The following is a 14,272-nucleotide window of genomic DNA, read 5'->3' on the forward strand; positions in this document are numbered from 1 at the left end:
AGTACGTGCAGGTGAATCAGGGCATCGTGGGCTTCAACAACTGGCTCGCCGGCCACCTGCAACAGTTGCGCCACAATCCGGGCGACGACCTGATGAGCCAGATCATTCAGGCCTCCGACAAGGGCCCGCGCCTGACGAGCGACGAGCTGCAGGCGCTCGCGGGCCTGGTGCTGGCGGCCGGGTTCGAAACCACGGTCAACCTGCTGGGCAACGGGATTCGGATGCTGCTCGATGCGCCAGAGCATCTGGATACCCTGGCCGCCCGCCCCGAGCTGTGGCCCAACGCGGTCGAGGAGATTCTGCGGCTCGAGTCCCCGGTGCAATTGACCGCGCGAGTGGCGTGCAAGGACATCGATGTGGCGGGCACGCGCGTGCTACGGGACGAGTTGGTGATCATCCACCTGGCCGGGGCGAACCGCGACCCGGAGGTCTTCGCCGACCCGCACCGCTTCGACATTGAACGCGACAACGTCGGCAAGCATCTGTCGTTCTCCGGCGGCAGGCACTTCTGCCTGGGCGCGGCGCTGGCCCGTGCCGAAGGGGAAGTCGGGTTGCGAGCATTCTTCGACCGCTACCCGGACGCCCGGCTGGCAGGAACCGGAAGCCGGCGCGATACCAGGGTTTTGCGGGGCTGGTCGTCGCTACCGGTGCGGCTGGGTACGCCCCACGCAGTACGGTTATGACGTGGATTTCCGTGCGGCGCTCATCGACGAGACCGGGGCGTTCGGCGAACTGATTCGCAAGGCCGATCCGTCCACCCCGATTCCGACGTGCCCGGACTGGACGATCAAGCAGTTGTTCCGGCATGTCGGCCGGGGCACCCGGTGGGCCGCACAGATCGTCGCCGACCGGAGCCAGACGGCTCTCGACCCGCGCGAGGTGCCTGACGGCAAGCCGCCGGACGACCCGGACACCGCCATCGACTGGCTCACCGACGGCGCCCAACTCCTTCTCGACGCGGTCGACGACGTCGGCGCCGACACCTCGGTCTGGACGTTCCTCGGTCCCCGGCCGGCGCAGTGGTGGATCCGGCGGCGGGTCCATGAAGCGACCGTGCATCGCGCCGACGCGGCGCTGGCGCTCGGCGTCGATTACCGGCTGACGCCCGAGGTTGCGGCCGACGGAATCACCGAGTGGTTGGAGCGCATCGCCGTCGAGGCGAACGCCGAAGCCGCACCGCTGGACGCGGGCCAGACACTGCACCTGCATGCCACCGACGAGGGCCTCGGCCAGGTCGGCGAGTGGACCATCACCGGCGGTGACGACGGCATCACGTGGTCCCACGAACACGGCAAGGGCGCCGCGGCTGTGCGGGGACCGGCGAAGGACCTGCTGCTGGCCATCGTGCGTCGCCAGAGCGCGGCCGCCGCCGGCATCGAGGTGTTGGGAGACCGTGCCGTCTGGGACGGCTGGCTGGACCGCACTCCGTTCTGAGTGGCGTACGTTTCGATCATGACGACTTCGGAGATCGCGACAGTCCTCGCCTGGCACGACGCGCTGAATGAGCGGGACCTCGACACCCTGGTACAGGTGTCGAGCGACGATATCGAGTTCGGTGATGCGAACGGCGCAGGACAGGGACACGACGCGTTGTGCGAGTGGGCGAGTTCGTTGGGCGTCACCGCTGCCGTCCCAGGCCGCATGTATGTCCGCGACGGTGTGGTGGTCGCCGAAGAGCAGGACGGCAAGGCATCGGCTTTCCGTGTCGTGCGCGACCACGTCACGTCGGTTTTCCGGCACGACGACCTGGCGTCGGCGCTGGCGGCGACGGAGCTGACCGAGAAGGACCTTGCGGGCTGATGCAGGGAATCATCCTGGCCGGCGGATCGGGCACCCGGCTGTACCCGATCACCATGGGCGTGAGCAAGCAGCTGCTGCCGGTCTACGACAAGCCGCTGATCTATTACCCGCTGTCGACGTTGATCATGGCCGGTATCCGCGACATCCAAATGATCACCACCGCCGATGATGCACCGGCCTTCCGCCGACTGCTCGGGGACGGATCGGCGTTCGGCATCAACCTCACCTACGCGGTGCAAGACCAACCCGACGGGTTGGCTCAGGCGTTCGTGATCGGCGCCGACCACATCGGCACCGATTCCGTGGCACTGGTGTTGGGCGATAACATCTTCTACGGCCCCGGCCTTGGCGCTAGTCTCAGCCGCTTCCAAAACATCAGTGGCGGAGCGATTTTCGCCTACCGAGTGGCGGACCCGTCCGCCTACGGCGTGGTGGAATTCGGCGACGACGGCACGGCGCTCTCGATCGAGGAGAAACCGGCGACGCCCAAGTCGCACTATGCCGTGCCCGGTTTGTACTTCTACGACAACGAGGTAGTGAAGATCGCGCGGTCGCTGAAGAAATCCGCGCGCGGCGAGTACGAGATCACCGAGATAAACCAGGCCTATCTCAACCAGGGTCGGTTGTCCGTCGAGGTGCTCGACCGCGGCACCGCCTGGCTGGACACCGGCACCTTCGACTCGCTGCTGGACGCCAGCGATTACGTGCGCACCATCGAACGTCGCCAGGGCCTGAAGATCAGCGTGCCGGAGGAAGTGGCCTGGCGAGTCGGCTTCATCGACGATGATCAGCTGGCCGCCCGCGCGCACACGCTGCTCAAGTCCGGATACGGCGCTTACCTGCTGGAACTGCTGGAACGCTAGCGCGTTCCTACTGGCGGTAGCCGGCCAGGAAGTTGCCCAGCCGCTCGATCGCATTCGCCAGGTCACGCGACCAGGGCAGCGTGACGATGCGCAGGTGATCGGGTGCGGGCCAGTTGAATCCGGTGCCCTGGGTGACCAGGATCTTCTCCTGCAACAGCAAGTCGAGCACCAGTTGCTCGTCGTCGACGATGTCGTGCACCTCGGGATCGAGCCGGGGGAACGTGTATAGCGCACCCTCGGGTTTGACGCACGACACCCCGGGGATCTCATTGAGCTTGGACCAGGCCAGGTCCCGCTGTTCGAGCAGCCGCCCACCGGGCAGCACCAAGTCGTCGATGCTCTGATGGCCGCCGAGCGCGACCTGAATCGCATGCTGGGCAGGCACATTCGGGCACAGCCGCATGTTGGCCAGCAGGCTGATGCCTTCCAGGAAGCTGGCGGCGTGGTCCTTGGGTCCGGTGATGGCCAGCCAGCCAGCCCGGTATCCGGCGACACGGTACGCCTTGGACAGCCCGTTGAACGTCAGCGTCAACACATCGGGAGCCACTGACGCCACCGCGAAGTGTTTCGCGTCGTCGTAAAGGATCTTGTCGTAGATCTCGTCGGCCAACAGCAGCAGCTCATGCTTCCGGGCCAAATCGGCGATCTGCTCGAGGACTTCGCGGCTGTACACCGCGCCGGTGGGGTTGTTGGGATTGATCACCACGATCGCCTTGGTGCGGTCGGTGATCTTGGACTCCAGGTCGGCGACGTCGGGCTGCCAGCTCTGCGTCTCCTCACACAGGTAGTGCACCGGGGTGCCCCCGGCCAACGACGTCGACGCGGTCCACAGTGGATAGTCCGGCGCCGGGATCAGCACTTGGTCACCGTTGTCCAGCAGCGCCTGCAGCGTCATGGTGATCAGCTCGGAGACGCCGTTGCCCAAATACACGTCGTCGACATCGAATCGCGGGAAGCCGTCGACGAGTTCGTAGCGGGTGACCACCGCGCGCCGCGCGGGCAGGATGCCCTTCGAGTCGGAATAGCCCTGCGCGTACGGGAGCGCCTGAATGATGTCGCGCATGATCACGTCGGGCGCCTCGAAACCGAACGGTGCCGGGTTTCCGATGTTCAGTTTGAGAATGCGATGACCCTCGGCCTCCAGCCGTGCGGCGTGATCGTGCACCGGACCGCGGATCTCGTAGAGGACGTCCTGCAGCTTTGTCGACTGCGTGAACGTGCGCTGCCGCGGATGGTGCCCGGTGGTATGCCACGGCAGGTCGTGGGTAGTCACGTCGTCCATCGTCTCATCGAAGGCAAATCAAATTTGCCAATCGGTACCGGGTCGTGACCTTTAGCCACGTCAGCGCTTGCCGGGCGGCCGTGCGCCGCGGGCGATCCCGAGCCCCTTGACCGGTGGCCCGGACTTCTTGGACGCCTCGCCGTTGCCGTCGGCGGTCTCGCCATCGGACTCCGGCTGCGGCGGTGCGGGGGCGGGTTCGGCGGGAGCGGCGGATTCGGTTGGTGCCGCGGGCTTCTTGGCGCCCGGCCGGCGTGCACCCGGCGCAATGCCGAGGCCCTTGACGGGGGGCTCGGTTGCGGCCGGCGCCGGCTCACCTGCGGTGGATGCCGGCTCCGTCGCCGTAGACGCCGGCTCTGCCGGGGCGGAAGCCGTTGGCGCCGTGGCCTTCTTGGCGCCGGGCCGCCTGGCGCCGGCGGCGATGCCCAGGCCCTTGATCGGAGCCTCCGACTTGGCGGGTTCGGTCTCTGCGGCGGCGGGCGCTGTGGTTTCGGCTGCGGGAGCGGCCTTCTTGGCGCCGGGACGTTTCGCTCCACCCGCGATGCCGAGACCCTTGACGGGTGCGGCGGCTTGGGCCTTTTCGGCCGGCTCAGCCGGCGTGGCCTTTTCGGCCGGCTCAGCCGGCGTGGCCTTCTCGGCGGCAGGCGCCGCGGCGGGCTTGGGCTCCGCTTTCGGCTCCGCGGGTGCGGGCGCGGGCTTGGTTTCGACCGGGACCTTCGCGGCAGCGGCTTCGGCGGCCGCTCCCTTGGCTGGCAGCGTGACGGAGCTCTTGTCGAGCGAACCCAGCAGCAGCTGCGCCACGTCGAGCACCTCGATCTTGTCCTTGCCGGCCGCCTCGGCGCGGTCGTCGACGCCGTCGGTCAACATCACCCGGCAGAACGGGCATCCGGTGGCGATCTTGCCGGCGTCGGTGGCCAGCGCCTCGTCGACGCGTTCGTGGTTGACCCGCTTGCCGATGTGCTCTTCCATCCACATCCGGGCGCCGCCGGCGCCGCAGCACAGGCCGAGGTCGGCGTGGCGAGGCATCTCGGTCAGCGTGGCGCCGGAAGCGCCGATCAACTCGCGCGGCGCCTCGTAGACCTTGTTGTGCCGGCCGAGGTAGCAGGGATCGTGGTAGGTGATGTCCTGGCTGACGGGCGATACCGGAACCAGTTTCTTGTCGCGGATCAGCCGGTTCAGCAGCTGGGTGTGGTGCAGCACCGTGTAATTGCCGCCCAGCTGCGGGTATTCGCGGCCCAGCGTGTTGAAGCAATGCGGGCAGGTCACGACGACCTTGCGGTCCACCCGCTCGACGCCGGAGAACAGGCCGTCGAGGGTCTCGACGTTCTGCGCCGCCAGCTGCTGGAAGAGGAACTCGTTGCCGGACCGGCGGGCGGAGTCCCCGTTGCAGGTCTCGCCCGCGCCGAGCACCAGGTACTTCACCCCGGCGATCGCGAGCAGCTCGGCGACCGCCTTGGTGGTCTTCTTCGCCTGGTCTTCGTAGGCGCCGGCGCAGCCCACCCAGAACAGGTACTCGAAGTCTTCGAAGCTGTCGACGTCCTGGCCGAACACCGGCACGTCAAAGTCGACCTCGTCGATCCAGTTGGTGCGGTCCTTGGCGTTCTGGCCCCACGGATTGCCCTTGGTCTCCAGGTTTTTGAACAGCGCACTGAGCTCGGAGGGGAACTCGGACTCCATCATCACCTGATAGCGCCGCATGTCGATGATGTGATCGACGTGTTCGATGTCCACCGGGCATTGCTCCACACAGGCGCCGCAGGTGGTGCAGGACCAAATGACGTCGGGGTCGATGACGCCCAACTGCTCGGCGGTCCCGACCAGCGGGCGGGTTGCTTGCTCCGGGCCCGAGCCCATCACGCGGCCGAAGCCGGACTCGGGCACGTGGTGCTCCTCGGCGTGCTTCTCGCCGCGCAGCTCTTCGCCCACTCCGCCTTCGGGCGTGTTCTCGAGGGGAGTCTGCGTGTCGCCGAGGATGTAGGGCGCCTTGGCGAACAGGTGGTCGCGCAGGTCCATGATGACGAGCTTGGGGTTCAGCGGCTTTCCGGTGTTCCACGCCGGGCATTGCGACTGGCAGCGCCCACATTCCGTGCAGGTGGTGAAGTCGAGGTAGCCCTTCCAGGTGAAGTCCTCGATCTTGCCTTTGCCGAACACGGCGTCTTCGGCTGGATCCTCGAAGTCGATCGGCTTGCCCTGGTACTCCATCGGCAGCAGCGGGCCGAGGCCGTCGGGTAGCCGCTTGAAGGTCACGTTGAGCGGCGCAAGACCAATGTGCAGGTGCTTGGAGTGCAGCACGATCAACAGGAAGATCAGCATCACGCCGATGTGCAGCAGCAGCGCGATGGTCTCGATCCACTCATTGGCGCTATGGCCCAGCGGGTGCAGGACCGCGCCCATCAGTTGCGAGAAGAACGCGCCGTTCCCGTAGGGCAGGTTGTCGGTGTTCACGGCCGCGCCGCGGACGAGTGCATACGTCCAGATGACGTTGAAGATCATGAACAGGATCAGCCACGCGCCGCCGGTGTGGGATCCGTAGAACCGGGATTCGCGCCCGTGCTCCTTGGGCTGCGTGCGCAGCCGGATGACGGCGAAGGTGGCGATGCCGAGCAGCACGGCGACGGCGAAGAAGTCTTGCAGGAAGCCCAGCCCGTCCCAGCGGCCGATGAACGGAATGTGGAAATCGTGGACGAACAGCAGACCGTACGCCTCGAGGTACACCGACGCCAGGATGAAAAAGCCCCACATCGTGAAGAAGTGCGCCAGGCCCGGGATCGACCACTTCAACAGCCGGGTTTGCCCGAAAACCTCCCGGACCTGGGTGGTGATGCGGGTGCCGAGGTGGTCCTTGCGGCCGCGCTCGTCGCTGGTCATCTGGCCGGACCGGATCAGCGACGTCAGCCAGAGAATCCGCCGGGCGGCGAAGACCAGCACAAGGGCGGTCGTCCCGAGTCCGACGACGAGCCTGATCAGCGTCTGGGTGTCCACCCGCATGCCTCCCGGTGTTCAAGTTACCCAAGAGTAACTTACGATAAGTTACTTGTCGGTAACTTATGCTCGATGCCAGCTCATAGTTGCATCTCGCCGGGAAAGGCCGCTACACAGGCTGCCCTAACTTATGTGCCGGTGCCGGTGCCGGTGCCGGTGCCCGTTCCGTCACCCGTGCCCGGGTCGATGGGTGGGGTGCCGGTGCCGCCGGTTTCCCCGCCGCCGGTGCCGGGGTCGACGGGCGGGGTGCCTGGGTCGGCCGGGTCGGGGGGGCCCGGATCGGTTGGCTCGGGCTGGGGCTCCGGCGCGGGGGCGGGCTGCTCCGACGTCGTCGGCTGTGTGGTCACCGGCTGCTGCGGCGCGGGCTGGACAACCGGCCGTTGCGTCGTCGGCGCGACCCGCTGTTGCGGTCGGACCACGACGGTGGTCAGCTGCGGGGCCGGGGCGGGGGGCGGCGGGAGCACCGCCACCGCGGGCGCTGGGGACGGCACGATGCTCGTCGACGAATCGACCGGCATCGTGGCGGTTTCCCGGCTGAACATCGTCAGGCCGAACACCAGTGTGGCGATCAGCGCGGCCGCCGCCGACAGGCCGAACAGCAGGATCGGTAGGCGGCGAGGGATCTGCGGCAGTTCTTCCCACTCCTCGACGTGGGGCTGGGTTGCATCCGGGTCGCTCGGCTCGGCTTCGGACCAGGCCAGCGCCCGGAAACCCGTCGAGGGCTCGTCCGCCCCGATCGCAGCCGTTTCGGGAGCGGCGGCGGCAGCGGCCGCGGGTGTCAGGGTGGTGGCCGTCTCAACGACCCGGCTGCGGTGGGCGATCAGCGCGGCACCTTCCGCGGCGGTGAGCTGCGGGTGCGGGGTGGTGATCACCGGGGCGCGCAGGTGTTCGGACAGCCGCTGGGTGATCAGTGGAATGCGTGCGCCGCCCCCAACGGTCGCGACCGCCGAAATGCTCGCGACGGGAACACGACGGCGTTCCAAAGTCTCATCAAGGGCCGCAAGGAATTCGGTCAGCGGGACGGAGATCAGATTTTCGAGCTCCATGCGGGTCATCCGGAGGTTTGTCCGCAGTCCGGGAAGGTCGGCGACGACGGCGGTGGCCGTCTCAGCGGACAGCCGTTCCTTGGCGTGCCGGCACTCGTCGCGCAGCCGAGCAAGCGATCCGACCATCGCGGTTCCCGACGGATCTGCTTCGGAAGCCTCGAACATTCCCGCCACGACCTCGGTCAGGATCGCCTGGTCGATCTGGTCGCCCGAGAAGTCGGGGAAGCGGACCGTCTCGCCGATGAGCGTGTAGTGCGACGCCGCGTCGACCAGCGTGATGCTGGTTCCACTGCCACCGAAGTCGCACAGCACGATCACGCCGGCCGACGGTAACCCGGGATTCGACCGCAGTGCGGTCACCGCCGCAGTGGCATCGGAGACCAGCGCCAGCCGGCTCAAGCCCGGCTTGTGCCGCAGTGTTGCGCGCAAGGCGTCGACGACGGGACGGCGCCAATGCGCAGGCACCGTCGCTGCTGCCGCGGAGACCGGCGCTCCGTTGGCTGTGGTGTGGGCCATGGTGTCAAGTGCCTCGGCGAGCAGCATCTCGGATCGATGCTTGGTGCCGTCGGGGGCCACCATCGGGATGGGATCGCCGATGCGGTCGACGAAGCCGGTGAGTACCAGACCGCGCTCCAATGTCAGCGCTGAGGGCCGAACCACAGCGTGTTGTCCGTCACGCGTCCCCGCAAGATTGGTCGCACCAATCGACAGGCCAAGCGAATTGCCTTTGCCACCTTGCGGATTCGACATGTCATACACCTCTGCATCGGGTTTGGATCAAAAGATTGGATCGACCCTAAGGCGCGCGGAGGCGATCCGGATCGGTGCTCATCCCGGTGCTATACCGGCCCGGTTGGGGGAATTCGATTAGGGGATAGCAGTGCGTTGGGGGATCGGGCGGTCAGCTTGACGCGGCCAGCATGGCGCGCAGCATCGACAGCATCTCCGAGCGTGATTCCGCGCCGAGCCTGCGCCGGATCCTCGCCACGTGATGCTCGACGGTCTTCGCCGAGATGAACAGTTGATTGCCGATGTCGCGGTAGGGCATGCCGAGCAAGAGGAGTTCGGCGACCTCGCGCTCGCGGTCGGACAGTCGCGAAGACGGCGTGCGTGACGACGCGGTCGCCGCTGCGGCGGCGGGCACAGACTCGACACCGGGACCGTCGTCGACCGCGGTCGTCTGTTTGAGGTCGCGCGCCAAACCGAGCATCGCGCCGGACACCCGGCCGTCCGGGGTCTGTAGCGCCGCCTGCCCGGCCAGCCGGGTGGCATCCCAGGTGAGCCCGAACTGTGACAACGACCGGGCCGCCGCGGTGACTTCATCGGTGTCGACGTGGTTGGCGAGCACCCGAAGCCACGTCCGCCCCGCGCCGGCGAGTGCCTTGGCGAAAGCGCTGTTGCCGGCAGCGGCGGTGAGCGCCTGGCCGTGCGGAGCGACCGATTCCGGAGAATTCGCGAGGATTCCCGCATGGACGCCCGCCCAGTGCAGCGCGACGGACCACAACACCGGATCACCCACCGATTTGAGCAGACCGAACGCCTCGTCCAGCGTGTGCTGAAGCCGGTCGACCTGGCGCATCCGCGCGGCCGCCACCCACAGCTCGCCGAGGGGCAGCAGCGAGAACAAGTCGACGGAGTACTCGGCGAGTACTTCCATTGCGGCGAACCAGTGCTTCTGCATTGCGCCGCTGTCGCCGCTGCGGCGGGCGATGGCCGTGTTCAGCGCCGCCGCCCACAATGCGTCGCGCCGGTGCAGCGACGCGTCGCCGACCGCGGCGGCGTCGGCGACTGCCGAACCCAACTGCCCGTCCTGCATCCGAACCCAGCCCAGCAGCAGCCGGTGCCGATGGGCCGAGAAGATATCGTCCTCGCTACCGGCCCGCACGGCCCGGGCGATGACGCTGCGAGCCCGCACCGGATCACCGCCGTGCAGCGCGGCCAGTGTGACCAGAGCCGCCGGGCTGTCCGGCGCGACACCGGGCTGTTGCTGTTCGGCGCTGATCGACTGCCCTAGTCGGGCCACAGCGACCGGGAACGGCTGGTCGAGGGAGAGCAACAGCCCCTCGGCCAGGCTGCGCGCCGCCCGCGCGGTTGACGTTGGCGGGCCGGCACTTTCGGAGCTGAGCGACGCCTGCGCGGCGGGCACATCGCCGGCGGCGACCGACACGACGGCACCGGCGGCGCTGACGAAGGCGTCCGGATATGGGCCCAACCATCGGAACAAGTCCGCTGCTTGGGCGGTGCTGCCGTCGTGAACCGCGATGCTACCTGCGATCCGGACCGCCGCCGCCCGTTCGGACGGGTCGTCGGAAGCCAGCAGCTCATCGGCCAGCCGACTCGCGGTGGTGCAGTCACCGGTCATCGCCAGCGCATCAGCGAGGCGGGCACTCAGTGCCGTGGCCCCGGCCTCAGCCGCGGCGCGGTAAAGTCTTGCCGCCCTCGCGGGTTGGCCTCGACTGAGCGAGGCGAGGTCGGTTAGCGCATTGGCGAGTCGGTCATCGCGCAGCCCGTGCTCAGCCATCCGCAGCGCGAGATCCGATGACAGCGCTGATAATTCGATCTGCGAACACAGCAGCGAGATCTCGACATCGTGATGCCTTGCGGCCCCGATGATCTGGGCGATGCCACGGTGTACCGAGCGCAGGAATGCCTGGCTATGCGACGGTTCGATAAGGCCACTGGCGCGGGCACGATCAACCAGTCGTTGTGCTTCGTCCGCGTTCATCTGCAGTGCCGCTGCGACGTCGTCGGGTCCGAGTTCCGGGCTCAGCGATGAGACCAGCAGGGTGTCCAGCACCGGCTCTTCAACGCGCCGCAATCGCTCGATCAATGCGAATCTTGCAGCCTGTACTAGCGCCGTCGCCGGCGGTTCGCCATCGGGGGATACCGCAGCGGCGATCGCGGGCCGCAATAAGAAGGGCAGACCCGCTGTGGAAACCATGAGGGCCCGGATGATTTCGGTCGGGGGTGGTGCGCCAATGGCGACGGCGGCCGCCTCGCTGACCTCGGACGGGGCTAACGACCCCAGCGATATCACGCGACTCTGTCGCTCCATCGCCGTGGCCAGCGCCCGCAACGCCGACTGGTGGGCGAGCGGTTCGGCGGCGACCACCACCGTCGATGTCGGGTCCGACACGCGCTCGGCGAGTTGATGGAGTTCCTCTTCGGTCAACAGGTGTGCGTCGTCGATGACGATGGCCGCATCGCGATCGTCGTCGCGGGGAGCTCTGGTCAGCACCGCCACATCTGCGTCCCGCAATATCGCCCGAATCACGGCGAGCACCGAACTCTTGCCGGTGCCGATACCGCCAGACACCAGGATCTTGACCGGCTCGGTCGGTGCGGCGATCAGTGCCGATACCGCGTCGCGGGCCGGCGGCGGGATGTCGGTGAAATGCTCAGGCTCCGGTCCGGCCATCACTGTCGCTCCGCTGCTATGGCCCGATCGGGACGACGGGTGCTTCGACGGGAGCCGGCGGCTCTGCCGGCTCCGGCACCAAGCCCGCGGCGCCGCCCGGCTCCGGTTCTGGCTCGGGCTCGGGCTCGGGTGGGGACGTCGTGGTCGTCGTGGTGGTCGTGGTGGTCGTGGTGGTCGTTGTCGTGGTGGTTGTGGTGGTGGTCGGCGACGTGGTGGTTGTCGTTGGCGGCGTGGTCGTCGGGGACGGCGGCGGAGGTGTCACCACCGTCGTGCTCGGCCGGCCATCGGGTCCCGTCACCGTGACGGTTTGTGGAGCGACGGTCCTGGGTTGTTCCGGCGACGGCTCCATGGAAAGGGTGGTGCTGGTCTCGGTGACCGGCCCCAGGATGCCGCTGTTACTGGTCAGCGTGACCGCCAAGCCACCGATGGCGAGCAGCGCGGCCGCGGCCGCCGCGCCGAACAGAATGGGCGGACGCTTGTACCAGGGCAGCGGTTCCGGCTCGGCGGCGTAGTCCTGCTCTTCTGGGGGCGCAAAGGCCACCGGTGGCCGTGCATCGGTTGGCCCGGTGTAGATGTCGGCGTTGTAGTCCTCGCCGGTGTAGGGCACCGGCTCGCCGGCCGGCGCATCGTCCTGCGACCACGCCAGCGCGCGGAAGGTCGCCGATTCGGCGCCGTCTGCGGCCGATTCGCTCGCGGCCAGTCCCGCGGCTCCGGCAGCCCAGGCAGCGGCGGCCATGCCGGTCGGGGCGTCGGCCGCGCTCGCCATCCCGGTGGGCGCATCGGCATCCAGCCCTCGGTCGGCGAGCAGCGTCGCGCCGGCAGCCACGTTGAGTTGGGACTCCGGCGTGGTGATGACCGGGACGCGGAACTGCTCGGACAGCCGCTGAGTGATCAGCGGGATGCCCGCACCGCCACCAACCGTCGCCACCGCGGCGAGACTCGAGGGGGCAATGTTGTTGCGCCCCAGTGTTTCTTCGATTGCAGTGAGGAGGCCGGTCAGTGGCCCGTCGACTAGGCTCTCCAGTTCCCTACGAGTCACCCGGGCATCGGACTGGAAGCCGGGCAGGTCCACCGGCACCACGGTGGAGGTTTCCGCCGATAGGCGCTCCTTGGCCTGCCGGCTTTCGTCGCGCAGGCGGGACAGTGATCCGACCGCCGCCGTGCCTGCTGGATCCGCGTTGTTCGCTTCGGCAGTGCCGGCGACGACGTGATTGAGTACGGCCTGGTCGATCTGGTCGCCGGAAAACTCTGTGTAACGGACGGTTGCGCCGATTGTCTGGAAGTTCGCGGTCGCGTCGGCCAGCGTGATGCTGGTGCCGCTGCCACCGAGGTCGACGAGCGCGATGACGCCGCTGGCCGGCAATCCGGGTGCGGCCTGCAGTGCGGTGAACGCCGCAACCGAGTCAGGGACCAGCGTTGCCGGGATGCCGTCCGGTGAAAGGCTTGGCTTGCTGCGCATTTCGCCGCGCAAAGCACCGATGACCGCGGGTCCCCAGTGCGCGGGCACCGCGATCGCGACGGGAGCGCCGCCGCCGACCGTGCGGGCCATCGCGTCGAGGGCCTCGACTAGAACACGTTCACCACGATGGGAGGTGCCGTCTTCGGCGACCAGCGGGACAGGGTCACCGACCCGTTCGACGAACCCGCTGAGCACCACACCCGGCTGATTGAGCGCGGGATTCTCGCCCGGAACACCGACCTCCGGCGACCGGTCGGCGAACAGCGTCAGGACCGCTCGGCGCATCACCGGAGGGTGACCGAAACGTGCCGCGACCAGGTTGGTCATCCCGATGGACAACCCGAGCGAGTCGGTCATCTGCACACCCCTGTATTCGGCCGTTCCTCACGATAGTCGCTGGATGCCCCGGGAACGGGCGGAACCCCCTAGTGGCGCAAAACCCCTAACGCCGAGTCCCCTAACGACTTCGCTGCGGGGTCGGGTTCGGCACCGATCACGCCACATCCGCCCCTGGATAGCATCGTGGTGAACCGATGAGCTTTCACTACTGGTAATCGCAATACGAAAGAAGGTGTGTCATGGCAAACGCGCTACTCGACTTTGTCATGTCGTTAGTGCGAGACCCTGACGCTGCTGCACGCTATGCCGCCGACTCCGCGCAGGCGATCAAGGACGCTAACCTTACCGATGTCACCCCTGCCGACGTGAACGGTTTGATCCCGGTCGTCTCGGAATCGCTTTCGGCGGCGGTGCCCACCACCGGCGCTGACGCGTCCTTCGGTGACGAGCTGGCCGGCAACGTGTGGACGAGCGGGGCGGCAACGTCCGCATTCGACGCGTTCGATGGTCACATCCCCGACCAGGCACTCGACGACGTGCCTTCGATAACGGCAGACTTCATGGACCAACCCGACTCAGCGGTTCGGTCGGGGCTCGACAGCCTGGCCGACGCGGGAGTGCCGACCATCACGGATGGTGAGGATCCGTCGCTGCAGTTCGACAGCCCCCTCATCGACGATGCCCCGGCCGCTTACCCGGATTCCGAGGCCGAGTGGGACCAGTCCCTGGCCGATGTCGAGAAGCTGGGCTCTGACGATTCCGGCTTCGACTTCCTCGGCTGATTCCACCAACCATGCCGTTATGCCGGCAGAATCTGCCCGCCGGAAATCATCCGAGGAGAGAATCATGACTGTCCCTAACGACCCCCTAATCCCCTAATGGGGGCCTCCCAGGTATCCCGGCATGCATTTGCCTAGGGAGGGGTGTCGACCCCGTTCCGGAGGGGTCGTCGAGTCCATAACGTAGTCCCCAGTTCGCCGGACAGCCCGGCGACAGACAGCAACCCACACAACCGAAAGGCAATTCAATGACAAGCGCAATCTCCTCCCTCCTGGACTGGCTCATGGACCTGGCTCGCCCGGGTGC

General features: G+C 67.5%; 10 protein-coding genes. 5 read left to right on the forward strand and 5 right to left on the reverse strand.

Annotated elements, in window-relative coordinates:
* From ACRDU5_RS07260 to rfbA, 4 genes are all read left to right on the forward strand, one after another.
* Positions 1–683 (forward strand): cytochrome P450 (locus ACRDU5_RS07260; RefSeq protein WP_526613807.1); only part of this gene is annotated, 683 nt, incomplete at its 5' end.
* Between the two features lies 1 nt (position 684).
* Positions 685–1,434 carry a maleylpyruvate isomerase family mycothiol-dependent enzyme gene (locus ACRDU5_RS07265; protein ID WP_526613808.1) on the forward strand — a complete coding sequence of 250 codons (750 nt, stop codon included), beginning with the start codon at positions 685–687 and terminating at the stop codon, positions 1,432–1,434.
* Positions 1,435–1,452: 18 nt separating this feature from the next.
* Entirely contained in the window at positions 1,453–1,800 is a 348-nt protein-coding gene (locus ACRDU5_RS07270; protein ID WP_526613809.1) for a nuclear transport factor 2 family protein, read from the forward strand.
* A complete protein-coding gene (gene rfbA / locus ACRDU5_RS07275) occupies positions 1,800–2,663 on the forward strand; it encodes a glucose-1-phosphate thymidylyltransferase RfbA (protein ID WP_526613810.1) in 864 nt (287 codons plus the stop codon). Before ACRDU5_RS07270 ends, rfbA begins: the two co-directional genes overlap by 1 nt.
* Before the next feature lie 7 nt (positions 2,664–2,670).
* Here rfbA and ACRDU5_RS07280 read toward each other — a convergent pair whose 3' ends face one another.
* The 5 genes from ACRDU5_RS07280 to ACRDU5_RS07300 form a co-directional block, all read right to left on the reverse strand.
* Positions 2,671–3,945, reverse strand: coding sequence for a pyridoxal phosphate-dependent aminotransferase (locus ACRDU5_RS07280; protein ID WP_526613811.1), 1,275 nt, complete (start codon positions 3,943–3,945; stop codon positions 2,671–2,673).
* 60 nt (positions 3,946–4,005) lie between these two features.
* Positions 4,006–6,930: a (Fe-S)-binding protein gene (locus ACRDU5_RS07285; RefSeq protein WP_526613812.1), complete on the reverse strand. Its 2,925-nt coding sequence runs from the start codon at positions 6,928–6,930 to the stop codon at positions 4,006–4,008.
* Positions 6,931–7,052: 122 nt separating this feature from the next.
* Positions 7,053–8,720, reverse strand: a complete 1,668-nt coding sequence (locus ACRDU5_RS07290; RefSeq protein WP_526613813.1) for an Hsp70 family protein — start codon at positions 8,718–8,720, stop codon at positions 7,053–7,055.
* Positions 8,721–8,871: 151 nt separating this feature from the next.
* Positions 8,872–11,388, reverse strand: a complete 2,517-nt coding sequence (gene iniR, locus ACRDU5_RS07295) for an isoniazid response ATPase/transcriptional regulator IniR (RefSeq protein ID WP_526613814.1) — start codon at positions 11,386–11,388, stop codon at positions 8,872–8,874.
* Positions 11,389–11,404: 16 nt separating this feature from the next.
* The gene (locus ACRDU5_RS07300) at positions 11,405–13,204 is read right to left on the reverse strand and encodes an Hsp70 family protein (protein WP_526613815.1); all 1,800 of its coding nucleotides are present in this window, start codon (positions 13,202–13,204) and stop codon (positions 11,405–11,407) included.
* Positions 13,205–13,425: 221 nt separating this feature from the next.
* On the opposite strand from ACRDU5_RS07300, the gene ACRDU5_RS07305 reads away from it, so the two are divergent.
* Positions 13,426–13,968, forward strand: coding sequence for an Rv0340 family IniB-related protein (locus ACRDU5_RS07305; RefSeq protein ID WP_526613816.1), 543 nt, complete (start codon positions 13,426–13,428; stop codon positions 13,966–13,968).
* The last annotated feature ends 304 nt before the right edge of the window (positions 13,969–14,272 follow it).

This window comes from Mycobacterium sp. (assembly GCF_050701515.1).
GTDB lineage: Bacteria > Actinomycetota > Actinomycetes > Mycobacteriales > Mycobacteriaceae > Mycobacterium.

Coding starts and splice junctions, on each gene's coding strand:
- ACRDU5_RS07270 (WP_526613809.1), top strand. CDS start 1,453: ATGACGACTTCGGAGATCGCGACAGTCCTCGCCTGGCACGACGCGCTG.
- rfbA (WP_526613810.1), top strand. CDS start 1,800: ATGCAGGGAATCATCCTGGCCGGCGGATCGGGCACCCGGCTGTACCCG.
- ACRDU5_RS07280 (WP_526613811.1), bottom strand. CDS start 3,945: ATGGACGACGTGACTACCCACGACCTGCCGTGGCATACCACCGGGCAC.
- ACRDU5_RS07285 (WP_526613812.1), bottom strand. CDS start 6,930: ATGCGGGTGGACACCCAGACGCTGATCAGGCTCGTCGTCGGACTCGGG.
- ACRDU5_RS07290 (WP_526613813.1), bottom strand. CDS start 8,720: ATGTCGAATCCGCAAGGTGGCAAAGGCAATTCGCTTGGCCTGTCGATT.
- iniR (WP_526613814.1), bottom strand. CDS start 11,388: ATGGCCGGACCGGAGCCTGAGCATTTCACCGACATCCCGCCGCCGGCC.
- ACRDU5_RS07300 (WP_526613815.1), bottom strand. CDS start 13,204: ATGACCGACTCGCTCGGGTTGTCCATCGGGATGACCAACCTGGTCGCG.
- ACRDU5_RS07305 (WP_526613816.1), top strand. CDS start 13,426: ATGGCAAACGCGCTACTCGACTTTGTCATGTCGTTAGTGCGAGACCCT.